Source organism: Chryseobacterium indologenes, assembly GCF_001295265.1.
Classification (GTDB): Bacteria; Bacteroidota; Bacteroidia; order Flavobacteriales; family Weeksellaceae; genus Chryseobacterium; species Chryseobacterium indologenes_A.
Window position 1 is genome coordinate 22,858 of sequence record NZ_LJOD01000007.1, and the last position, 21,551, is coordinate 44,408.

22 protein-coding genes are annotated in these 21,551 nt (G+C 36.5%); 3 read left to right on the forward strand and 19 right to left on the reverse strand.

What is annotated here, in order from left to right; genetic code table 11:
* Positions 1-63: 63 nt before the first annotated feature.
* The 8 genes from AOB46_RS11550 to AOB46_RS11585 form a co-directional block, all read right to left on the reverse strand.
* Entirely contained in the window at positions 64-564 is a 501-nt protein-coding gene (locus tag AOB46_RS11550) for a hypothetical protein (protein ID WP_062699449.1), read from the reverse strand.
* 223 nt (positions 565-787) lie between these two features.
* A complete protein-coding gene (locus AOB46_RS11555) occupies positions 788-1,345 on the reverse strand; it encodes a DUF4256 domain-containing protein (RefSeq protein WP_062699451.1) in 558 nt (185 codons plus the stop codon).
* Positions 1,346-1,379: 34 nt separating this feature from the next.
* Entirely contained in the window at positions 1,380-1,781 is a 402-nt protein-coding gene (locus AOB46_RS11560; protein WP_062699453.1) for a DoxX family protein, read from the reverse strand.
* 16 nt (positions 1,782-1,797) lie between these two features.
* Complete coding sequence (locus AOB46_RS11565) at positions 1,798-2,376, reverse strand: YdeI/OmpD-associated family protein (protein ID WP_062699455.1); 579 nt, start codon at positions 2,374-2,376, stop codon at positions 1,798-1,800.
* A 110-nt stretch (positions 2,377-2,486) separates the two neighbouring features.
* Complete coding sequence (locus AOB46_RS11570) at positions 2,487-2,945, reverse strand: SRPBCC domain-containing protein (protein ID WP_062699457.1); 459 nt, start codon at positions 2,943-2,945, stop codon at positions 2,487-2,489.
* 63 nt (positions 2,946-3,008) lie between these two features.
* Positions 3,009-3,341 carry an ArsR/SmtB family transcription factor gene (locus AOB46_RS11575; protein WP_062699459.1) on the reverse strand — a complete coding sequence of 111 codons (333 nt, stop codon included), beginning with the start codon at positions 3,339-3,341 and terminating at the stop codon, positions 3,009-3,011.
* Between the two features lie 141 nt (positions 3,342-3,482).
* Complete coding sequence (locus tag AOB46_RS11580) at positions 3,483-5,600, reverse strand: tail-specific protease (protein ID WP_062699462.1); 2,118 nt, start codon at positions 5,598-5,600, stop codon at positions 3,483-3,485.
* 511 nt (positions 5,601-6,111) lie between these two features.
* Complete coding sequence (locus AOB46_RS11585; protein ID WP_062699464.1) at positions 6,112-6,507, reverse strand: VOC family protein; 396 nt, start codon at positions 6,505-6,507, stop codon at positions 6,112-6,114.
* Between the two features lie 168 nt (positions 6,508-6,675).
* Here AOB46_RS11585 and AOB46_RS11590 point away from each other — a divergent pair, with 168 nt between their 5' ends.
* Complete coding sequence (locus tag AOB46_RS11590) at positions 6,676-7,200, forward strand: hypothetical protein (RefSeq protein ID WP_062699466.1); 525 nt, start codon at positions 6,676-6,678, stop codon at positions 7,198-7,200.
* A 76-nt stretch (positions 7,201-7,276) separates the two neighbouring features.
* On the opposite strand, the gene AOB46_RS11595 is transcribed toward AOB46_RS11590, so the two are convergent.
* The 7 genes from AOB46_RS11595 to AOB46_RS11630 form a co-directional block, all read right to left on the reverse strand.
* On the reverse strand, positions 7,277-8,956 hold the full coding sequence (locus AOB46_RS11595; RefSeq protein ID WP_062699469.1) for an AlwI family type II restriction endonuclease: 1,680 nt from the start codon (positions 8,954-8,956) through the stop codon (positions 7,277-7,279).
* A 6-nt stretch (positions 8,957-8,962) separates the two neighbouring features.
* Positions 8,963-9,874: a DNA adenine methylase gene (locus AOB46_RS11600; RefSeq protein WP_062699471.1), complete on the reverse strand. Its 912-nt coding sequence runs from the start codon at positions 9,872-9,874 to the stop codon at positions 8,963-8,965.
* Positions 9,852-10,181 (reverse strand): helix-turn-helix domain-containing protein, encoded by a 330-nt coding sequence (locus tag AOB46_RS11605; RefSeq protein ID WP_062699472.1) that lies wholly within the window; start codon positions 10,179-10,181, stop codon positions 9,852-9,854. Before AOB46_RS11605 ends, AOB46_RS11600 begins: the two co-directional genes overlap by 23 nt.
* 832 nt (positions 10,182-11,013) lie before the next feature.
* Positions 11,014-11,298, reverse strand: coding sequence for a bacteriocin-like protein (locus AOB46_RS23210; RefSeq protein ID WP_062699476.1), 285 nt, complete (start codon positions 11,296-11,298; stop codon positions 11,014-11,016).
* Positions 11,299-11,726: 428 nt separating this feature from the next.
* Positions 11,727-12,317, reverse strand: coding sequence for a TlpA family protein disulfide reductase (locus tag AOB46_RS11620; RefSeq protein WP_062699478.1), 591 nt, complete (start codon positions 12,315-12,317; stop codon positions 11,727-11,729).
* 13 nt (positions 12,318-12,330) lie between these two features.
* Positions 12,331-12,867: a TlpA family protein disulfide reductase gene (locus tag AOB46_RS11625; RefSeq protein ID WP_062699480.1), complete on the reverse strand. Its 537-nt coding sequence runs from the start codon at positions 12,865-12,867 to the stop codon at positions 12,331-12,333.
* Positions 12,868-13,017: 150 nt separating this feature from the next.
* Positions 13,018-13,422, reverse strand: a complete 405-nt coding sequence (locus AOB46_RS11630; protein ID WP_062699481.1) for a hypothetical protein — start codon at positions 13,420-13,422, stop codon at positions 13,018-13,020.
* A gap of 183 nt (positions 13,423-13,605) precedes the next feature.
* Here AOB46_RS11630 and AOB46_RS11635 point away from each other — a divergent pair, with 183 nt between their 5' ends.
* Complete coding sequence (locus tag AOB46_RS11635; protein ID WP_062699483.1) at positions 13,606-14,394, forward strand: XRE family transcriptional regulator; 789 nt, start codon at positions 13,606-13,608, stop codon at positions 14,392-14,394.
* Positions 14,395-14,580: 186 nt separating this feature from the next.
* Here the strand turns inward: AOB46_RS11635 and AOB46_RS11640 are convergent, their stop codons facing one another.
* Positions 14,581-15,591, reverse strand: a complete 1,011-nt coding sequence (locus tag AOB46_RS11640) for a phosphotransferase (protein WP_062699485.1) — start codon at positions 15,589-15,591, stop codon at positions 14,581-14,583.
* A gap of 179 nt (positions 15,592-15,770) precedes the next feature.
* Positions 15,771-16,382 carry a class I SAM-dependent methyltransferase gene (locus AOB46_RS11645; RefSeq protein WP_062699487.1) on the reverse strand — a complete coding sequence of 204 codons (612 nt, stop codon included), beginning with the start codon at positions 16,380-16,382 and terminating at the stop codon, positions 15,771-15,773.
* Positions 16,383-16,553: 171 nt separating this feature from the next.
* Between AOB46_RS11645 and AOB46_RS11650 the strand changes: the two genes are divergently transcribed.
* Entirely contained in the window at positions 16,554-17,045 is a 492-nt protein-coding gene (locus AOB46_RS11650; RefSeq protein ID WP_062699489.1) for a hypothetical protein, read from the forward strand.
* 67 nt (positions 17,046-17,112) lie between these two features.
* On the opposite strand, the gene AOB46_RS11655 is transcribed toward AOB46_RS11650, so the two are convergent.
* Complete coding sequence (locus tag AOB46_RS11655; RefSeq protein ID WP_062699823.1) at positions 17,113-18,633, reverse strand: TSUP family transporter; 1,521 nt, start codon at positions 18,631-18,633, stop codon at positions 17,113-17,115.
* Between the two features lie 5 nt (positions 18,634-18,638).
* A complete protein-coding gene (locus tag AOB46_RS11660; protein WP_062699492.1) occupies positions 18,639-21,515 on the reverse strand; it encodes a TonB-dependent receptor in 2,877 nt (958 codons plus the stop codon).
* Between the last annotated feature and the right edge of the window lie 36 nt (positions 21,516-21,551).

A 21,551-nucleotide genomic window follows, 5' to 3' on the forward strand; every position in this document is an offset into this window, starting at 1 on the left:
CCCGCAGTTTATTCAAAATAAAAGGCTGTCTCAAATTATTGAAAACAGCCTTGTTTATAGGATTTATTTTAAAGCTTTGGCAACGGTTTTACAATCTGCAGCGCTTAGCTTTTGACCGTCTTTATAGCTGATTTTTTTCTCATCTGCATATTTTGACTGGCCGTCTTCTTCTTTATGTCCGCCGATTCCTTCAATTAAGGTATCGTCCTGCTGTAAGAAATAAATGTCTCTTTTACTTTTTGTTCCTTCAGACTGGAATTCATAAGTCAGCTTTAGAGTATCTCCTGATTTAAAACCTGTTACATCACCTTTTGAGCTGTCTTTTTCGCTGTTTTTATAAGCCATCTTTCCGGTAATGGTTCCCAGGTTGTCATCAATGGAGGCAAAAACGGTGTCTTTTCCGGTAACTCCCATATAGCAGAATGATTTAGGTCCCAGTGTATCTACCACAGGTTCAGTTGCTGTGATAGTATCTTTTTCAATTTTTTGAGCCGGAGCATCTGCTTTTTTATTACAGTTGATCAGAAACATGGATAGTGATCCCAGTAAGATTAATTTCTTCATACCTTAATTGTTAAATTCAAATTTCAGCGTACTAAATTAGCAATAGTATTTCAATATGAAAGAAAATAAGATACAAAAGGCTAAAGATCTTAACTAAATTTGTGTTACAGCTTTTTATTCTTGTGGATTTTGCAGATGGCAGTTATTTTGGGAAGTGAATAGGATGTTAAGTGATGATTTAAATTCGAATCAAAAATCTGCCGGATTACAAATTACCTATTACTCATACTTTCAACGCTCCTCTGAATCCCCGTGCGGCATAGTATGAATCTGCACCATTATGGTACATGAAAACCGTGTTGTAGCGGCGGTCACAAAATATGGCTCCTCCTAATTCCCTGATATGGGCAGGTGTTTTTACCCAACTAGATGTTTTCTGATCAAATTTTCCAAGCTCCTGAAGGTTGCGGTATTGCTCTTCAGTGAGGATTTCAATGCCCATTTCAACAGCCCTGTCTATAGCATTACTTTCCGGTTTGTTGGCTTTTCTGGATTCCCAGGCCGGATAATCGTAACAAAGGCTTCTTCGTTTTGGACTTTCAGGAGAGCAGTCTGCGAACAGGTATTCATCTGTTTTTTTATCATATCCTATAACATCCGGCTCACCTTCTGTTTGTTCCATTTCATTTAAAGACCAGAGTTTTTCGGGATTGACATATAGTTTTGTCTCTATTTTTTCCCACGCAAGGTCTTTATGGCGGGTTTTGTTTTTTTCGAAACGATTTTTCAGTATTGTTAAAAGAGATTCAGTCTGTTCGGGAGTTAATGCTTTCTTTTTCATATCATATTTTGCTTTAAAAATGTAGGGTTTAAATTTAATGATTGTTAACGGAAATTTTTCTGCTGGCAGGTCTGGAATACCAGGAAATAACGACTAAGGCAAGAAGCAGGACAGCGGGAAAAGTTCTCTCGGCTGAATCGCCAACTATAAGATGAGAGGTCACGGCACCTGCCATAATAAAAAAGAATCCTGCATAAGCCCATTCTTTCAGAATCAGGTATTTTGGAATAAGAACTGCGATAACTCCGAGAAGTTTACACACTCCTATGATGCTCATAAGATAGGCAGGATAACCAAGGTTGGTGAAATTAGCAAGTTCATCCTTATTTTTCATAAGCTGGACAATAGCCGTTGAGACCATTCCCAGTGACATCCATATGGTAAAAATCCAGTAGATGATTTTTTTTGTTTTTTGTGACTGAGCTGATGTTTCCATTGTTGTGGTTTATATTTTAATCATTAAGGCCTTTTCCGTCAAGGATTAGAGGGATATATTTTTCAATTCTTGCTTCCCGGGTTTTGGATTGTCTGGCTGAAGAAAAGTGAAGGAGATAGGCTCTCTGCCTTCCGGGAGTCAATGATTCAAAAGATTCCTTCAATACAGGATCTTCATCCAGTTTATCCTGAAATTCCTGTGGCATTTCAAATTCCTTAGTTTTCTTCATTTCAACTTTAGCTCCGGACTCTTCTATTTCAACGGCTTCAAACATGTAAGCCCTAAGCTCTTTTTCTAAATCGGCAATTTGCTGTGCCTCTGTAAAGCGGATCTGTCTTGCGGCCTGTACATTTCTGCTTTGCTGAATTAGAATATGATCCGGGTCTTTCATCAATGCTCCTTTAAAAAAGAGTAGGGCACAGTATTCTTTAAATCCGTGAATTAAGAATATATTTTTTCCTTCGTAGGTATAACAGGGACAGCCCCATTTCAGATCTTCTGTCAGTTCGGTACTTAGAGCTATTTTCCTTAATTTTTCAAATTCTTTTTGCCACTGTCCGGCATTTTCGAAAAAAAAATCAACTTTAGGATTCATGGGAATTCAGGGTTTAAAATTTAACGTTCATGGTTCAAGGTTGTTATCCTTTCAATGGTAATGAAGATCAACATTTGATGTGTCTTATCTTCCATATTTTTTTTCTCTTCTTATTTAAATATCTCTTCTAAACGATTATGCGCCGTATTAATACCCTGGGCGAATGGCATTTTCAGGTGCTGGTCTCTGAAATCTACAGATCGGTAAATAGTCTGGATCGTAATTTTGCTGGTGTTATCCGTTAATTTTTCAAATTCTAAAAACTCAAGCTGTACAGGGAAAGGGGTGTTTTCCATCTGAAAAGTCCGTATAATTTTTTCATTCTGAACAATATCATGAATGGTTCCATTGGCACTGAACACGACATCACCCTGAGGATTTAAGGTTTCAAAACGGTAACTTCCATGCTGTTGGTTTTCAAATTTGGTTACTTTTGTTCCCATCCATTGTTCGAAAAGCTCAGCTTCTGTGTAGGCTTTGAAAAGAAGTTCAACGGGAAGATCAAATTCCCTGATGATGAAAATCTCCTGTTTTCCGTCTTCTGCGTGGATTTTTGTTTTAAGTTCCATGGTATATTTTGAGTTTGAGGGTTTTAGATTGATACTATCTGATGTCTATTAGCCATTCAGCTTTTATCTCTTATTATTCATATTCTGGTATGCTTTCATCACGTTTTCCAGTTTATTGAATTTCTCGTCCCACATTTTGCGGAACGGCTCTATGAAGTCGGCAATTTCTTTCATCTTATCGGGATTGAGGTGATAAATAATTTCACGGCCGTTTTGTTCAGATCTCAGCAGCTCACATTCTGTAAGGATCTGAAGATGTCTTGAAACGGTAGGCCTCGCGGTATCGAAATTAGATGCAATGACCCCGGCAGTCATAGATTGGGCAGCCACCAGCACTAATATGGATCTTCTGGTAGGATCTGCGATTGCCTGAAATACATCTCTTCTTAAATTCATTATGTAGTTATTTGACTACAAATATATGTGTAGTTATTTAGCTACACAAATTTTTTAACTAAAATTTTCATTTCCATAAAAAAAACAGCTCAAAATGTATGCAGAATACTTTTGAGCTGTTTATAATTTTAAGAAGCCTGTTTAAGATCTTTTAATATCTCCAATAATGTTTATTGCTTCCTGTAGGTACAAATCTTTTTGCAGGTTTTTAACCCATACTTCTGATTTATTTTTGAATGCGGCATCATTTTTTTCCCTTTCAATATCCTTTGGATACATTGTAAATTTAAGACCGCTTTCTAAGGTATTTAAAGATTTGAATTTTTCAGTCTGGATTTTTCTCTCCTTCATAAGATCATTGAATTTCCGGATATTCAGAGGAACTGTTTTTTCTTTATCCTGATTTTCTCTCCATTGGGCATATTCAAGTAATAACTGATAATTATTATTTTTAGCGATCCTTTCTGTACTTAGTTTCTGTAAAGCCTGAATATTGAAAAGAGCCTGCCTGCTGAAATTTGTTCCCGGTATTTTATCCCAGGCTAATGCAAAATCATTATATTTTTCACCTACTTCGGCATAGGAAAGCATATCTTTCATAGGAATATCCGAGCTAACTCCTTTTCTTTGTGTAGACTCTCCGGTGATTCTGTAATATTTCTGAATAGTTAATTTTATAGCGCCAAAGTCTTCCTGAGTATTCAGAAACTTGTTCAGATCTACAAACACCTGCACGGTTCCTTTTCCAAAAGATACGGGAGAACCCATGATTACTGCTCTTCCATAATCCTGCATAACACCGGATAAAATTTCTGCGGCAGAGGCTGAAAATTCATTCTGCAGAATCACAAGCGGGCCGTTCCAGACCGGGGTTTCATTTTTATTTTTTAAGGTGGTAATCTTTTCATTTCCATCTTTTACCTGTACATAAGGACCTGCATTCATAAAAAGCCCCATAATATCACCTACTTCTGTTAAAGAACCGCCGGAATTGTCTCTGAGATCAAGAACAATTCCCTGAATATTCTGTTCCTTAAGCTTGATAATTTCTTTTTTAATATCATCAGATGCATTTCTTCCGTCTTTATCTTCAAAGTCTGCATTAAACTTTGGTAAATTAATCAGTCCGTATTTTTTATCGGATGCATTTATAATAATACTTTTTGCAAAAGTATCTTCAATGGCTATTTCTTCGCGGATCATGGTTACATCTTTAATGGTTCCGTCTTTCTTCTGTACCGTTAAAGTTATGGGCGTTCCCTTTTCACCTCTAATTAATCTTATCGCTTCATTAGAAAGCATATCAATAACATTTACGGGATCATCATCTGGTTTAGATTTTATTTTTAAAATTTTATCACCTTCTGTCAGTTGTTTTGATTTCCAGGCTGGAGCGCCCACTGTTAAAGTGCTGATATAAAGATTTCCTTTCTTCTCCTGGATCATTGCGCCTATTCCTGTTATTTTCCCTTTGAATTCCGTATCATAATCTTCTTTTCCCTGCGGTGAATAATAGTTGGTATGGGGATCGAAAACATGAGTGTATGAATTCATATATAAAGTAAACCAATCCATTTTTTCCCTCTTCTTGAACCTCTTAAATTTTTCTTCCAGAAAATCTTTAACATTTTCTGTGGCTTTTTTAATTTTCTGGTCCTGACTCAGTACTTCAGGTTTATCAGTATCCGTGCTTTGGTGTATAGAGTCTTTCTTTTTGACTTCAGCTTCATTTTTACTGTTCATTGATTCTATTTCCTGCAGAATAGCGTATTTAATAAATTTTTTCCATTCATTATACAGTTCCTGTCTGGTGGCGGGGGCTTTTTTCAGTTTAGGTTCAAGGATTAATGTTTCATCTTCTTCCAGATTGATGGGTTTACTGAAAATATCCTGAGTAATCTTATCAATTTCATTCATTCTTTGATAAAGTTTATCAACCGTAATTTTATAAAAGGTAAGATCTCCGCTATTCAGATAATCATCCAGTTTTGTTTCGTGTTTATAGAATTCATCCATATCGGACTGGAGAAAATATTTTTGTGTAGGGTCTATCAGTTCAAAATAATGTTTATAAACATCTTTTGAATAGGCGTCATTAATAGGTTTTGGACTGTAATGCAGATAGGAAAGAATGTTCTTTGTATTTACCATAATAATCTGCATTTTTTCGTCTTCATTTTTGGGTGAACTGAAGCCGAACATTAAAAATGTAAGTGGAAGCAGAAGTAAAAAGTGTCCGGATTTTAAATTTTTCAACATAAATCTAATGGTGTTTTTTAACAGAGAATTGTAGTTAATTTACGTTAACCTTATTGGTCTATTAGCTTTTATTTTATTATCAATTGAAAATAGAGTTTCATCGGGATTTTTAATATGTTTTAGATAAAAATCATGTGAATGTAAGAAAAAAATATTGATCTGAATGAAAAGCAGTTTTTTGGTAGATTAAGATTTAAAAAAAAGCTTTACTGAAGGCTTTAGTCATTATTATTTCTTTGCTAAACCAAGTAGAAAAATCAGCTAAAAAAGTAGTATTAATATCAATTAATGTGATACTTTCTAGGTGCCATTTTCATCAACATAATGTTCTGAATTGATACATCTATAAATAAAAACGGAATTAATCTGAATTTCAGAATAAATCTCAAAAATAAATGCTTTTATACGAAAAAACGTTTAGAAGCTCATATACGGCGTTCTTTTTCATCCTGTAACTATGCTATTTACCTGAAAAAAAAGGGGCTATATGGGAGAGAATATTTTTCGGGTTTTACATATGAAATACATTAAATTTATGCCCATCCGGGTCTGCAAAAACAAAGCCGTAATAATGCGGACCAAAGCTTTCCGGCGGCGAAATAATTGTTCCTCCTGCCTTTTTAACTTCTTCCGCCCATTGATCGGCCTGATCTGAACTTTCAGCTGAAAGGGTGAAGATTATTTCGTTGACAGTCCTGGAGTCACCAAATTTCATCATTTTCAGGTTGTTTTCTATAACTTCTTTCAGAAAGAAATGAATAACAAAATCTTGTTCGCCAAAGAAAAAGCTTACCAGCTCATTAGAACTGTGCGGATTGTTGGGTTTAAACCCAAGACGGGTATAAAATTTCTGTGTGCGGTCCAGATCGGCTACAGCCAGATTGGCCCAGATCATTTTAGGTTTCATATTATTTTATTTTTTGATTATAATAAAGGTATTTCATTTCATCAGGATAGAACTTGTCATGGGATAAGTTTTTGTAATTTTATCGGCAGAAGGCACTAGATTACGAACAGTTTCCTTTAGAGTAATTTAACATAATATTCGGATTAATAAAGAAGAAACAGGAAAAATATGAAATTAAGGAAGGAAATAGAGCCAGATTTTGAAACGGCAGAAAAACTGTATCCGGATGTTTTGAAGCTTATTTCAGAATATGCAGCATATTGTGATGAGCATGGAGATGAAGGTTGCGTTGAATATAAAAATCTGGAAAACAAACTTCATAGAATAACGGGTAAAGATATGTCATTATTTAACCTTTGGGAATGGTGGGAAGGCAGTGGAGCTGAAAACCTGGCTTTCGACATATGCCTGCCGGATCCTTACAAGGTTGAACATCTCACCAAAAGTGAGCTGGCTGAAGTTGTGAAACGGATGAAAACCTTTGAAATTCCGGATTTGGAGGATGAATCCTTCAGGTCGCTGTTTTACAATTATACATGTTTTGGAAGCGATTATTATCCCGGATTTTTAAAAGCAAACTGTAAGGCTTATAATATCAGTCTGTTTCAGAGACATAAAAATAAAGACGGAGAATATTTCGAATACAGTGAGGAAGACATAACAGACCATCTTTGGAACGGAGGTATGATTTAATATTCTTCAGCCCTGATCTGATAAATAATCGAAAAGGGCAGGGGCTATTAGTAATCCTGTTTAAATTAAAAAACTCCTATTGATTCAGCCAGTTTAAAGCTTCTTTTGTTATGGCATTATACCAATCTGTTTCGTTGTCCAGAGTGTTGGCTAATTCGTTGGAGCGTTCAAAAAAACGTTGAACATGCTGTGGTTCCGGAATATAATGCGCTTTATGTGAATCTTCAACCATCTTTAAAAATATATTCAATGGAAGGGGAATGATGGTAGACGTACCTCCATAATAGGTAATATTCATTCTGTGTAATGCGTAAAAATGTGCAATGCAGGCTTCATTTATTTTTGGAGCAATAAAAAGGCAGTAGGCGGGTTTATTGATTTCGCGTTTTAATTTTGCAAGATGCCGGGTTACTGGTTCACCTTCTGTTTCATATTGCCGCTGGCCGCTTTGCATGGTAACTTCTACGGTTAACCCAAAACTTTCGTAATCACAGACAATATCTGCCATATTTCCCTGGGCAGTAGACATAGGATTACCGAAATCGTCAAATTTTAAATTCGCTTTAATATGGCCACCATCCAGCATTGTCATAGCCCGCCATGTGTTCCATTCCAGCATTAAAGGGGTGTCATACAATGAATTGGCAAGTATCTGTTCAAAGGTTGTACTGATGTCTTCATAAAGACGATAATCTTTTATGGCTGAAATCTGATCGGTCAGTATTTGTTCTTTTCTGCTTTCCAGCTCGTCAGCGAATATGTTTTTAAGATCCTGTAAAGTTGCGTCAGCGGGTATTGTAAATTCAGGAAATTCACTGTGAATTTTTTCTTCAAGTAATTCCCGGTTGTCAGTTAATAGGGTTGGAATCGTTGGATTTCCAAGATACTCTATATACTGTTTTTCGTTGTCAATAAAGCAGGGATTTCTATCGGTATGTTCTAAAAAATAATCCACTTCCTCCATTTTTTCAGGAACAATGGAAACTGTTCTTCCTAAATGTGAAATATTAACTAATCCGGTTGCTCTCAGATAACGGATACAGGCATCAGCATAATCCCGCATATTGCTGGCTTTTGTACTCAAAAATTTTGTTACTGAAGCATCAGCTGTTTCTCTTGTTTTTGTATTGCCGGAGCTAATTTCCGAGTGATAAATTTCTCTTAATTCCTGGTTGAGATATTCGGCACGGAATTGTTTATAATTACCTTCATTCTGCGCTTTGGCTGCTCTGAAACTATCAATTTTCTGAGCAATTCTATCAAAATTCCGATAATCAGTTAACTGTAAACCGAATATCATCAATTCATCAAATTTCAATGATCCAAACTGTCTGATCAGCCTGAAAAGCTCCAGATAAGGTTTCACCCAAAAATCAGCAGAATTTTCGCTAGGCTTATGAAATGGGGAAGGGACCTGGAACTTAAGCAGCTGCCTTAGAAATATTTCATCTTTCCGCCTTGAGCTGACTAGCTCTTCTCCTGCCGGCGTTAGCTGTATTGTTGGGGAAAGAACTATAAATCCAAGTGCTTTTGGGGCTCTGTTTATCCGGTCCCTGGCGCTGAATGCAGGGTCATTTGCTCCTTCTCCGTTGAAAAAATTTTCCTCCTTCAACAGTTCCATAAATTCTCTCTGCGTCTCTACATTCCATTTTTGTCCTGCAAAATGAGTATTTAATAACTCAATTTCAGGAATCATTTTGCCAGGAGTTCGAGGAGAAGTTGTAACGAATATTACTTTACTGTTGATGCTTGCCATAGAAAGTTAGAGCGTTAATTCTTTATTTAATTTTAATGTTGCAGCCTGTTGCTCAGCAATGTTTCCATAATTGGAAATTAAAATGTGGGAAGCTGAAGTCTTGAAACGGTTCCGGATGTTTACAGCATATGATTTCCCGTATTCATCCACAATCATATCTCCGTATAGCTTTTCGGTTAACGGGGTCCGGCCAATCACCATCAATGCTTTGCATTTTAACTTTTTGTATGCCTTAGCCAATTCGGTGTGATTTTTTTCATCAAATCCTCCGTCCTTATATTCTACATTTCCATAATCGGAAAAAGTACAGTCGTAGGGAGGATCCAGAAACATAAAATCATCTTCATCCGCCATTTCAAAAATAGCCTGATAATCAAGATTATATATATCTGTATTCTTCAGCAACTGGCTGTGAGCTTCTGTTACCAGCGAGGTATTAAAATTGACATATCTGCCATAAGGAACATTAAATTCTCCTCTCGAGTTGTAGCGGATCATACCTGAATAGGCTGTTTTATTGATAAAAAAGTACAGTAAAGCATCTGAATATCTTTTTTCTGCCAGATCATTAAACATATCTCTAAGCTGGTAATAAAGCGCTTCGTTATGATCTGTAACCCTTTCAGTGGGAGTTAAAGCTTTTAATTCTTCAAATTGTTTCCTGTTCGCGCGGTAGATAGCCTCAATTTCTGAAAGTTCGCGTTGTAAAGTCTTAAAATCCGTTCTTACGCCTTCATAAAATGTCATCAGCTTTGAGTTGATATCATTAATGATAGCTTTTTTGGGCTCCAGATGGAAAAACAGGGCTCCGCCGCCAAAAAAAGGTTCAATGTAGCGGCCGTTAAATTCCGGAATATGTTTTTTTAAGTGTGGAATTTCCTTTGATTTTCCGCCTCTATATTTTACTAATGGTTTCATGTTTTGTTTTAGAATGTTGGTAAATAGCGATGTTTTCAGCCACAACACTAAGAATTTGTGCTGCTTCATCTTCTTCGGCAATAATGTTGTAAACTTTGTCTGCTGACCACAATCGTAGGAGTTCTTTTGCATCAGCCTGGAGTAAGTTTGCGAGAACGATAACCTGTCCGCGCTTTGCCTGTCTGTCGCCTTTTTCGATTTTACAATAGGTTGCTGTGTCAATTTCCAAAATGGAAGCTAACTGTCTTTGGGGAATGTGTTTTTGCTCCCTAAGCATTCTGAGTTTGGAACCAAATATACTTGACATTTTTTATCTTGACATTATTTGGCAAATATAATGATTAATTTTTCATCTCAGGAATCTTTCGGGAGTGTAAGAATAGTATTTGTTCAGTTTTTAGGATAAATTTCAGTCTATTCTTCAGTATAAATATTTATCCTATAATTTATATTATGTTAAATTGTATTTTTTACTGAAAAGATTTTTCTTTTGAGTTTTTGGTACTATTCCTTTTTTTTATTAATTATTAGATTATTTTCAGAATCTCCTGTACGGTCCAATGTAAAGCTTAAAAATTTATATCCGATTCTCAGCGATTAGAAAATTAAAGATTCCGGAACTTAAATTTAGGGTTTGACATATTATGATCAGCGACACAAAAAAATAGTTTCTTAAAAATTTTATTTCCCGGGTTTCTGTAAAACAATTCTTAAAAATAATAAGCCTATAATTATCAGTAAAAAAATCACCAGATAACTTTCCCATGATTTGTTGTTCTCCGAATTTTGGGTGTCGCCATAGAAACTTTTCTTTTCAGATAAATTCACAGATGAATGATGATCTCCTCTGTCGCCGCCTCCGCAAATTCCGCAGCTGCCACCATTTTTAGCACAATGTTTACAATAATTACAGGTTTCACAGGCGCTGCAAAATTCACTGCCTGTACATTTCCCGTGTCCGTAGAAAAATTGTATACTGAGTATCAGGGTTAAAAGTAAAAATAAAGGTCTCATCGAATGCAGTCATGATTATATTATGTTAAAAATACAAAAAGAACTGTTTTCCTTAAATACGGGAAACCGTAAAAAAACCGCTCTGAAAAGAGCGGCATAATTTTTAATGTCAGTGCTTTTGCTTCTTAGCAGGTAGATCCGCACTCAAGTAATTTGATATGAACAACACCATTAATTACACACTGAGTCTGGCATAGAGCGTTTCCAACAACGGTACCAACACCGCCAACTACTCCACCAACGGTAGAGCCTACGCCACCTACTACTCCGCCAACGATGTTTCCTACACCGCCAACTACTCCACCTACAACTCCGCCTAATCCGCCAATTAGTCCTCCGATTGGATCAAGAAGTCCGTTTCCTGAAATAGCCTTTAATTCGTTTCTGTCTAGTTTTTTTAGATTTTTCATGATATAATTTTATATGATTAATACATCACTAAAATATGAAAAATAACAATACATCAAAATAATTTTTGATAAATTAATTATATTTTTTTATTATTTAATATTTCATTAATATAACTCAAATTTATTGAATTATTCGTTTTATGATTTATCTGATTGATTTTATTTATGTTAAATGCCAACATGTGCAGATTGAAATGTTGAATTAATATTAAGCGTTTTGTAATAATAATATAAAATTGAAGTTTTCCTGAGACAATTTCAGGCAAATACCAACTTTATGGAACCCTATCTGAATGTCAAAAAGTGGCGCTGAATTCAAAATCTGAAAAAATATTGAAAAATAATGATGCTTTTTATGATTTTATATACAATAAATAAAGACCTCTCCTATTGCAGAGAGGTCTTCGTAAAATTAATAACAGCATTGATTATTCCTTTAAAAGCTGCTCCATCTGATCATAAAACGAAGCTTTACTGTAATCTGCCATTCCTGTATGATGCAGCCTTACTTTTCCTTGTTTATCCAAAACAACAGTAGTTGGCAGTGATCCGCTGTAATATTCTTTTGGAATATTTTGTACAGGCGTCAGAAACGGAATGGTAAACTGATTATCCGATAAATAAACTTTTCCAAGTTCAGGATTATCATCAAGGTTTATGGTAAGAAATACCATATCAGGATGAGCTTTATATTTCTCATACAGTTTCTGAATAGAGGGAAATTCTGCCCTGCACGGTGGACACCATGATGCCCAGAAATTAATAAAAACAACTTTCCCCTTCAGCTGTGAAGTATTGATAATCTCCCCTTTTTCATCTGCTACTTTAAAACTGACAGATGTGGCTCCTGTTCCATCAGCTATTGCAGTGTCTTTAATACTGGAATTAAAGATCCCGGTTGCTATCATCTGCCGCATCAGCCATGCTTTGGCATCCGGACTCACCAGAAGAACGATAAATAAAACTCCTAAGATTAAAGTAACCCCGTTTTTCCTGATCCATATTTTCGTAGTATTCATATCATAATGTCTTTTACTTTTCAGATAATTCTTTTAATGCCTCATAGATTTTATCATCTCCAAAGTCTCTCATCCCCTGAATATTGGCTTCCAGTTTTCCCTGCTTATTATAAATAAGTGTAGTGGGAACTACATTTTTGAATAATGATGAAGGCACCGGGCCTCCTGCAATATGAACGGGCAGATCCAGATTACGCTGTTTCATAAACTTTTTTGCTTTTGTAAGATTTGATTCTATGTTCAGCATAATGAAAACAATTTCGTCGTTCTTAAATTTATTTTTAAGGTTCTGTATAGATGACATTTCTTCAATGCACGGCCTGCACCAGGTTGCCCAGAAATTAATGAATACAATTTTGCCTTTTAAATCGCTTAATGATATTTTCTTTCCGTTTTCCTGTACGAAAATAAGATCATCGCCTGAATTTACTGTTATTTCACCCTGTAAAAACCTTTGTGAAGATATTGGAATTTTTCCCGGAACAAGATGATAAGAAGTTATAAAAATAAAGAATAAGGCGATGGATTTTATAGTATGAATATTTTTCATTTTTTTATTGTTTGATTTCTTATTTATTATAGTGTAAAGCACCTTTGTACAGCCGGATACAAAGATTTCTTTTCCTGATGGAAATTAAGTCTGTAAAGCCGGAAAAAAAATACTGCTGATTTGTTCCAGCTGGATATATAAATCAGGAAATCAAATGATGAGCTTACGGTACTTCAGGAAAATAGGAAGATTATTTCCTAGTTTGGAAGTACTATAAGAAGGGTGTTTTTGAAATTTAGTCCATAGAAAAGCTCCGCAAAATACAATAAATGCAAATGCTGTTAGCTCAGGAAGATCAGAAAAAGAAAAATTTTTATGATTCTGTTCTTTGGTAAGAATTTCCTTTTCTTTACAGATTTTGCATGCAGACGGAGCAGGAATCTGGTATTTTTTTTCTTTGGGAGATGAAGACTTGGAAACGGGTGCACAGCCAGAATTCAGTAATTGCCTGATGCTGTTTTTTATAGCACACGAAGAGATCAGGATACAGAAGGTAAAAACCATTGCTAAAATGGTTCTGAACCTTTGGGGTATATGCTGCTTCTCTAAAATCATCAGGCAAATATTATATTATTTGATATAATGGCCAAAATATTAACATAATTTATCACCTTATTTTTACGGGAATATCAAATCTGGGAAAAACAGGGGAAATTTCTTTATATCCTACGGTAAAACCTGCCATAGGCATTGATAAACGAAATCAAATTTTGTATTTTTGCCTACATACTTTTATCAATGTCAATTTTTTCAAATAATATACGCTTCTTAAGAGCTAAAAGAAAGCTCTCCCAACAAAATGTAGCTGATGAACTAACGATTTCAAGAGTCCGGTATTCCAAATATGAAAACGGAATATCTGAACCTCCTATTGAGCTGCTGGTAAAAATCTCCAAATACTTTCATGTAAGTACTGATTTATTGCTTTCGGTAGATATTGAGAAATATCCGACAGATGAAATGCTGAAACTTCCGGATAACAGGATTGTTCTTCCGGTTGCTGTGGATACTCATGGAAATGATACGATTGAAATCATTCCCCAGAAAGCATCTATGGGATACCTTGAAGGTTACAGCGACGTAGATTATATCGAAAGTCTCCAGCGTATAGCCCTTCCTTTCCTCACCAACGGGAAATACAGAGCTTTTCCTGCAGACGGTGACTCTATGCCGCCTTTCAGGAATGGTTCTTATATTGTTGGGAAATATGTGGAAGGGATCAATGAATTAAAGCCCGGAAAAACCTATGTTTTTGTTACATTAAATGACGGAATTACCTATAAACGTTTTAAGGAAAAGAAAGAAAATGCAATCTGCGTAAGTGCAGATAATTCGTTTTATGAGCCTTATGATATTCCTTTTGAGGAAGTTGTGGAAATATGGCAGTATGCTTCAGGAATTTTCCCTGAAGATTTTGAGCCGGGAGATTATGAAAGCTATAATTTTAAGGAAATGTTCCGTGAACTGAGGCAGGATATCAGGGAGCTGGACCGTAAGGTTTCTGCCCGCCGACGTAAGCAATCATAGATACCATATATTTTTGCCGGCCTGTTTCATGAAGCAGGCCGGCATTTATTCAGACCTTATCATAAGCATATCAATGTTATGGTATCTGCATCACTTATTTTGGAACTGGAATTACATGGATACTGATGAATACTGCGTTTCCAGAGTTGTGAAAACATATAAGTGACACTTCATTGTTACTTCATTTTAGTGTGTTGAAAGTTGGCTGTTAACCTCAATTTTGTTGTAAGCAATCCATCGTCTGAGATTTCCAACCATTCTTTTTAGATGATCTTCATTCATGAAAATATTGGTCCAATATTCAAATCTGTCGCACTGAACACTAATGTAATAGGTCATAATAGCTAAACATGCGTAGGGTAAAAATTCCTTTTCTTCGTTACTTATTTTAGTTACAGTCTCGTAACCTTTTATGAAGCTATCTGCTTTCACCTGATATTCCTCTTCGTTCAGATGGGTTGAAAATAACTGAAACAGGAAATAAGAAATGTCAAAGCATAAATAACCGTTGCCACAAAAGTCAAAGTCAAAAAATGTTATTTCTTTTTCGTTGTCAATATGCAGATTGTCAAACCAGACGTCAAGATGAATTGCTCCATATCTCATTTTATGCTTATCAATACCTTCCATTTTCAGCATTAAAAAAGCCGAAAGGGTTTCTAGAAATTCAATTTCACTACTATTTTTGCTATAGAATTTTTTTGTTCTTAAAACAGGATTCTTAAGCAAATTCTGCGCATCGTAAAACATTCTCATCAGTTCGACATTTTCTGTGGACTGATGAACCTTTGCTAATGCCTGTCCAATCAGAAAGCTCGTTTGGTGTGAAAATTTTGCGGTTTTTGTACCTTTAGCATACGAAAATAAAACGCCCAGTCTTGTGCCTTCCGGAGCTTCAATTTCCTGAATGAATTTATTGGATTTATCAGCTATTGGAAAAGCAACTTGTCGGTCAGCTTCTTTTAGAATAGTTAAAAGCCTTAACTCTTCTTCAATTTCTAATTTCGTCCGCCAATTATGAGTATAAACTCTAAAAACGTATTGGTTCTCATCATCATGAACAATGTATAAATGGTTCATAGCAAGCCGAAATATATGGCATTCCGTTTTGTCAGTTAGTCCGTATTTTTGTTGAATAAGTTTACCAAGTTCACCTGGTGAAAGTGTACTGTTTATTGTAGGAAATTTCACTGTCATTAATTTTTAGCTGTAGTGGATTATAAAATATAGGCGAATCGTTAACACTTTTCGTTTTCACATATGAAATGGTTTGTGAGACTTTTTAAAAAGAATTTTTGTTAAGGCTGTCCTAATTTCCAGGAAATTCATCATTATAAACCTTTCCGAAATCATAACAGGATCAAATGGCACGGTAATTATATTTTTTTAAATCCGCAGAACTGAAAATTCTGTATAGTGTCAAAAGGTGTATGATGATCTTCCTTAAAACATTTTACAGCCTGAAAGCTCTGGCTAAACCTTTCTTTCATTGCTGCTTCTGAATATTGTCTGATTTCCAGTCCGCTGCACTTCAGAGGACCGTTTTCTGAAAATGTTCCTAATAAAAAATGACCGTTCTCGGGAATCGATCTGTTAATTAAAGCAACGTATTTTTCAATATCTTCTTCCTCGGTAAGGAAATGAAAAACAGCCCTGTCATACCAGAAATCAAAAGGTATATCATTCCTGAATTCCGTAATGTCTGAAACAATCCAGTGGATTTTTCCAGCTTTATTGCCTAACCGTTGTTTTGCTTTTTCCAGGGCAGTTTCAGAAATGTCCAGTACCCATATGTTTTCATATCCCTTTTCGAGCAATGCATCGGCAAAATTACTTTCACCGCCTCCAACGTCAATAATATTGGCTGTTTTGGGCAGCTGAAGCTCTTCCAGATATTTCATGGCCGTTTCAGGATATTTCTGTGTCCAGCTTACCTCTTGTGGAGATTTGGTTGAAAATACCTTTTCCCAATGCTCTTTATTTTTCATTTCTATGGAATTTGTTGATGAATAGCTTTGCAATATTAAGTTTAAAAACTGTAAAAACATCTAAATATCTCGTTTTTATGTTCCCATCCGGATGTTATTCGGTAAACATTGCATTATCATTTGGAATACAAGTAATAAAAATATTATTTTTGGCACAAGAAAAGACCCATTATGCTGAATGACGCTTCCCATAAGCTGATCCCGATGACCGATTTTGTCATTGAGTACTACTCAAATGAAGGATATGCCGATCTTCAGACATTGAAAATGATGAAAAACTATGCCGGTTTTTTACGTCAGCGTCTGACGCTTGGCATGTTTGTACCTGTAGATCCTCAGGGAAACGTTTTGAAAGAACCTAAAAATTATGCTGCATGGAAATCACTTGAGCATAATGACGGCAAAAGAAGTGATACTGCAGGATTTGAAGAACAGGTACAATATCAGGCTGCAGAGAGAAAATGCTTATTTGATGGCTTTAAAGTTGATTATAACGGCTATTCAAAGGTTAGAATTATTGCAGTGTATGATCCTTCCATAGAATTATCTTTTAATAAAAATGACCTGTTGCCCGCAGGATTCAATGATGTTGAATCTTTGACTGTTTTCGATGATATTTATCTTACAGAAAGCGCTTTACAACTCATCGGAATAAGGGGGTAAATCAATTTTTCCGGTCAATAAATCAATATAAGCACCTTTATCCCAACTGATAATAACGCTCTTATTATCATAACAGTGATTTCACTATCGTTATAAGACTCATCAGAATAACCACTATTCCAACAATCACAAACATTTTCCTGGTAGGTAGCTTTGAAGTAAGCATAGCAGAAAACGGGGCTGTAAAGACACCTCCCAGCAATAATCCCAATACAATATTCCAGTGGTGAATACCAATGGTAAAGATAAAAGTAACAGCACTGGTAACGGTCAGTAAGAATTTAGCCACGGTAGAGCTTCCTACAACATAACGAGGAACTCTTCCTTCTTTAATCAGTGTTCCTGTTACTAATGGTCCCCATCCGCCTCCTGCGAAAGAATCTATAAAACCTCCTGCCAGACCTAATAATCTGAGGTTGGTTTTTCTCTGCTTTGCCTTAGGCTGGCTGGAATCCTTGCCCTTAAAAGCATTTCTCAGGATATTCACTCCCAGATATAAAGTATAGCAGGCAATAATAGGCTTTACAATATGAGCATAATGTTCACCATAGTGAGAAAGCGTTAATGCTCCGATAATAGAACCAACAATAGCTAAGGGAAACAATACCCACACCATTTTTTTATTCACATTTCTTAATTTGTAATGGCTGAAACTTCCTGCTGCAGTAGTAAAAGATTCTGCGGAATGAATACTTGCACTGACAACGGGAGGCGGAACATTAAGCAGTAAAAGTATAGTAGTACATATTACGCCATATCCCATCCCCATTGATCCGGCAACAATTTCGGCAAGAAATCCGGCCAGGAGCATCCAGTAAAAGATATGTCCATCCTTGTTCAGAAAATACTGAATATCTCCAGAAAGGTTGAATTGATAGAAAACCAGGCCTAATATTCCGAACAGAAGCAAAACCCCAATGATCCCCAGATAGATATTTGCTTTTCTTTGGGCAGTTTTGGTAATATGGATGAGCTTTTCAATTTCCATATTGGATTTTGCAGGATGAATTGCCTCACCAGAAATATATTGAGTGGTTATTTTGTTGAGTTCCGCAACTTTATAATCGAAATCGCCTTTTAGCTGATTGCGAATGTCCTGCATATTATCCAGCACATCATCTATTTCATCAGGGATAGTTTCTGTAAAGGTTTCTCTTAATCTTTTTGCAATTGTTGGAGACTTTCCGTTAGTAGAGATCGCAATTTTCAGATTCCCTTTCCTGACTATGGAACCCAGGTAGAAATCGCACAGATCGGGCTTATCAGCAATATTAACCAATACATTATTCTGATGGGCATAATCCCGGATCTGTGCTGCTAAATCTATATCATTTACGGCAATAACAGCAAGATCGATACTGGTGAAATCATGGATATGGTAAGGCCTCTCATGCAATATGATATTCGGGAACTGATGCTGTAAAGCTCTGATCTCCGGAATGATTTCTTTGGCCACCAGTTTTATAGAAGTTTCAGGGGAATTTCCAAGTACTGATTCTAATTTTTCAAGAGAAACTTTGCCACCACCAATGATGAGTAATGACAATGTTTCAAGTTTTAAGAATATAGGATATAATGAATTGCTCATGCTGATCATAGTTTTAAATCATATGTAAAAGCGAGATAATACAGCCCTCCAACCTCAGGACCGGCTGCATACTGAAGATAACGGCGGTTCAGTAAGTTCGTTGCTCCAATTTTCACATGGGTATTGATTTCCGGAATCTTCCATGTTGCCTGTGCATCAATCGTATAATAGGCCGGAATTTTACCCGAAGCTAAGGGGCTTTCCCACATAAAACTGTTCTGCCATCTTACTACAACCGTAACTCCGATATTTTTTACGATTTCCCTGTTTCCTGCGCTTACATTCACCATCCATTTCGGGGTATTGAAAGCCGTGATGAAGAGATCTGATGTGTTGTTGGAAGCAAGGTTGTTATAAGAGACATTTGTATTGATGTTATAATTTCCCGCTATGTTATAGCGGATTCCCAATGAAGATCCATAGCTTTTATAGGAGCTGTTGCTGTTGGTGTACACTCTGTAACGATCCTGCTTACTGCGGTCAAGCATTGCAGCAATCGCTGCATTACTTCCTACCTGGCTGTTTTTGGGTACAGCAACTTCTACCTGTCCGAGAAATCCTTCGTAGATATTGTAATAAAAATCCCAGTCCAGAACCAGTTTGTTATTGAAAAAAACAGACTTATACCCTACTTCAAATGAATTGATTTTCTCCGGCTGTAATTTTGGAAGGCCGGCAACGGTTAAAAGCTGTCTGTTATCCTGGGCTGCCTGGCTCTGTGTTTTTCCTCCGTCTATATCAGCATTAACGGCAGCGGTGAATTTATCGATAGAGGCTAATGTATATGAATTTTCAAGATATCCTAATCCTTCATTCACTTTTGAAAGACCTCCCACTCTTCTTACATTTCCGTTATTAACGAACGAAAGAGCCTCAAATAATGAAGGGAAACGATATCCGTTTTGAAAAGATGCCCTGAAATTATGCTGATTAACCGGCGAATAGACTACACTTATTCTAGGATTCAGCTTGGCGTCAAATTCCGGGTTTCTGTCGATACGTAAAGCGGCGTTCAGCTTTAATTTGTCATTAAAGAATACCTTGGTTATCTGTGCAAAAGCTCCATATTTCTGATAAATAACATCCTTTCCGAATGTTCCGTCAGCTAAAGGAATATTTCTTTCATTAACAGGTCTGTTGAAATCAACAAAGTTATTTCCGTCGGGAGTGATGCTGTACAGGCGGTAATCAACACCAGCCAGAAGGTTAAATATTTTTACCAGTCTGCTGAAATCATAGGTTGCCTCGCTCTGATAAAATCTGGATTTTTGTTCAAGTTTAGCGCCTCCTGTTGCGGGAGCACCTGCCACTCCTCCATTGGCAGAATCCCAATTATTAATTCCGATAATGGTATTCTTTAACAGGTCAAAAGCAGGAGTTCCGGGTACTGCTCTGTTTTTATCGGCTTCTTTGCGGGCAAGGATAAAAGCGTCATTAAGATTCACGCCTGCATTGAGGTTATTCTGTAAAGCCGTCTGAAATATATTTTTCCAGTTACTGTTGGAAAGATTGGTGAGATCCAGATTATCAGCCAAAGGCTTTAAATTGTAGGAATCCCCGGTATTTTCAACAGATACATAGGTTCTAAAGGTAAATTCTTTCCCTGTAAGCTCTGCTTTATGGTTCTGAACGGTAGCGTTTTGTAAACGGATCTTGTTTCCTCTTTGAAAGGTTCCGTCCAGCAAGCCGTAGCGGTATACATAGGATGCTTTCCAATGATCACCGAAACGGTAATATAATCCTGCATCAAATTTTATATTTTTTACTTCCGGACTCACCAGATCCTTTTCCAAGTATCCTGTTCTGGAAACATTGAATGTGGTGGGTTTCCCGTTATAATCCACTTTTACAGCGACCCTGTTGTTTCTTTCATCTCCGTATTTATTCCAAAGGTCTTCCGCGGGATTATTGGCTAAAGAGAAATTAGGATTAGCCGTAATGAGTGAATTGGGATTCTGATCTGTCAGGTTGTTGGAAATCCAGTCTGTTCCGGTGAAATAGGAAGCATTAATTTTTACGGCAAAATTTTTATGGATCACTTTGGCAAACCGTAGTGCACTTTCTCCCAAAGAACTTATTTTATGATTGACATTGTCCACATGGTTGATTCCACCGCGGAAATACACACTTAATCCTTCAGAAGTAAAAGGGTCTTTCGTCTGGAGGCTCGCCAGTCCGTTAATGGCATTCATTCCGTATAATGCAGAGGCCGCACCGGGAGTAACTTCCATAGACTGAATATCCAGTTCTGTAGGTCCGATAGCGTTTCCAAGCGGAACCCCCAATGTTGCAGATTGTACATCTACTCCGTCTACCAGCTGCATAAACCTGAAATTATTGGGTGAATTGAATCCTCTGGAATTAGGGATTTTCAACGTAAGGCTGGATGTTAAAAGCTGTAGTCCTTTTACATTTTCCAACGTTTCATAAAAAGAAGCGGCAGGACTTTCCCGGATGGTTTTGATATCAATTTTTTCAATGGCAATTGGTGACCGTAATATTTTTTCCGGAACTCTTGAGGCTGAAATCACCACAGCATCAATAATGGTATTCTGGGGATTAAGTCCCACGGTTATTTTACTGGAAGGAGAAAGAACTTCCACGGTTTGATTGGTAAAGCCTTCTTTATTAATAACCATACGAAATGGAATGGTGACTCTCGTTCTTATCTTAAAGTTTCCGAGCCGGTCTGTTAATGCAGTGTCTTCCGTGTTTTGTATCTGTACTTTTACAGAATCGAGGCCTTTGCGTGTGGCTGTATTTTTAATGCTTCCGCTTAATTCTATGAGCTGCTGTTGTGCTTCTGCCAGATTAAAAGATAAGAAGGTAAAGGCAATAATACTGGCTTTTGGTAGAAATTTTCCCTGTTTTTTGTTTTTCATTTTTTCTTCATTTTTTAGGTTGGGAATGAAGCTGCC

Coding starts and splice junctions, on each gene's coding strand:
- AOB46_RS11655 (WP_062699823.1), bottom strand. CDS start 18,633: ATGAGCAATTCATTATATCCTATATTCTTAAAACTTGAAACATTGTCA.
- AOB46_RS11630 (WP_062699481.1), bottom strand. CDS start 13,422: ATGATTTTAGAGAAGCAGCATATACCCCAAAGGTTCAGAACCATTTTA.
- AOB46_RS11635 (WP_062699483.1), top strand. CDS start 13,606: ATGTCAATTTTTTCAAATAATATACGCTTCTTAAGAGCTAAAAGAAAG.
- AOB46_RS11550 (WP_062699449.1), bottom strand. CDS start 564: ATGAAGAAATTAATCTTACTGGGATCACTATCCATGTTTCTGATCAAC.
- AOB46_RS11660 (WP_062699492.1), bottom strand. CDS start 21,515: ATGAAAAACAAAAAACAGGGAAAATTTCTACCAAAAGCCAGTATTATT.
- AOB46_RS11645 (WP_062699487.1), bottom strand. CDS start 16,382: ATGAAAAATAAAGAGCATTGGGAAAAGGTATTTTCAACCAAATCTCCA.
- AOB46_RS11600 (WP_062699471.1), bottom strand. CDS start 9,874: ATGAAACCATTAGTAAAATATAGAGGCGGAAAATCAAAGGAAATTCCA.
- AOB46_RS11595 (WP_062699469.1), bottom strand. CDS start 8,956: ATGGCAAGCATCAACAGTAAAGTAATATTCGTTACAACTTCTCCTCGA.
- AOB46_RS23210 (WP_062699476.1), bottom strand. CDS start 11,298: ATGAAAAATCTAAAAAAACTAGACAGAAACGAATTAAAGGCTATTTCA.
- AOB46_RS11640 (WP_062699485.1), bottom strand. CDS start 15,591: ATGACAGTGAAATTTCCTACAATAAACAGTACACTTTCACCAGGTGAA.
- AOB46_RS11570 (WP_062699457.1), bottom strand. CDS start 2,945: ATGGAACTTAAAACAAAAATCCACGCAGAAGACGGAAAACAGGAGATT.
- AOB46_RS11575 (WP_062699459.1), bottom strand. CDS start 3,341: ATGAATTTAAGAAGAGATGTATTTCAGGCAATCGCAGATCCTACCAGA.
- AOB46_RS11585 (WP_062699464.1), bottom strand. CDS start 6,507: ATGAAACCTAAAATGATCTGGGCCAATCTGGCTGTAGCCGATCTGGAC.
- AOB46_RS11625 (WP_062699480.1), bottom strand. CDS start 12,867: ATGAAAAATATTCATACTATAAAATCCATCGCCTTATTCTTTATTTTT.
- AOB46_RS11565 (WP_062699455.1), bottom strand. CDS start 2,376: ATGAATCCTAAAGTTGATTTTTTTTTCGAAAATGCCGGACAGTGGCAA.
- AOB46_RS11650 (WP_062699489.1), top strand. CDS start 16,554: ATGCTGAATGACGCTTCCCATAAGCTGATCCCGATGACCGATTTTGTC.
- AOB46_RS11620 (WP_062699478.1), bottom strand. CDS start 12,317: ATGAATACTACGAAAATATGGATCAGGAAAAACGGGGTTACTTTAATC.
- AOB46_RS11555 (WP_062699451.1), bottom strand. CDS start 1,345: ATGAAAAAGAAAGCATTAACTCCCGAACAGACTGAATCTCTTTTAACA.
- AOB46_RS11560 (WP_062699453.1), bottom strand. CDS start 1,781: ATGGAAACATCAGCTCAGTCACAAAAAACAAAAAAAATCATCTACTGG.
- AOB46_RS11580 (WP_062699462.1), bottom strand. CDS start 5,600: ATGTTGAAAAATTTAAAATCCGGACACTTTTTACTTCTGCTTCCACTT.
- AOB46_RS11605 (WP_062699472.1), bottom strand. CDS start 10,181: ATGTCAAGTATATTTGGTTCCAAACTCAGAATGCTTAGGGAGCAAAAA.
- AOB46_RS11590 (WP_062699466.1), top strand. CDS start 6,676: ATGAAATTAAGGAAGGAAATAGAGCCAGATTTTGAAACGGCAGAAAAA.